1 protein-coding gene is annotated in these 513 nt (G+C 53.0%); it reads left to right on the plus strand.

From position 1 onward, the window contains the following. Positions 1-513, plus strand: a 513-nt coding sequence (locus ACWHAR_RS32185; protein WP_452089062.1) for a heterodisulfide reductase-related iron-sulfur binding cluster, incomplete at both ends; no start/stop codon positions are given.

The raw sequence follows: 513 nt of genomic DNA on the forward strand, positions 1-513 counted from the left end.
TCAGCAGAACAAAAAGCACGCCTTTCCGGTTAAAGTGCTTCGCCGCGCAGTATTCAAAGGGCTTTTCCCCCATCCAAACAGAATCAGGGCGCTGACCGGAATGCTCGGCTTGTATCAGCGTTCCGGCATGCAAAACGTGATTCGCAAATCCGGCTTGCTCCGGCTTTTGCCGGACCACCTCGCGAAGATGGAGGCGGTTTTGCCGAAGGTTCCTAATATGAAACAGCTGAAAAAACGGCCGCACCTGCTCCCTGCGATCGGGGAGAGAAAAAAACGGGCTGCCTTTTTCTCAGGCTGTCTCATGGATACGCTGTTTTTGGATACGAATATGGCAACCATTGAGCTGCTGCGGCTGGCTGGCTGCGAGATCATAATTCCCGAACAGCAGACCTGCTGCGGCGCCCTCCACGGACACAGCAGCGAAAAGTCTAAGGCCATCCTGCTCGCAAAACGAAATATTCAGGCATTCGAGGATTCAAACGCGGACTTTATCATAACAAATGCAGGCGGATG

The sequence above is a fragment of the Bacillus sp. LR--39 genome (assembly GCF_053613335.1).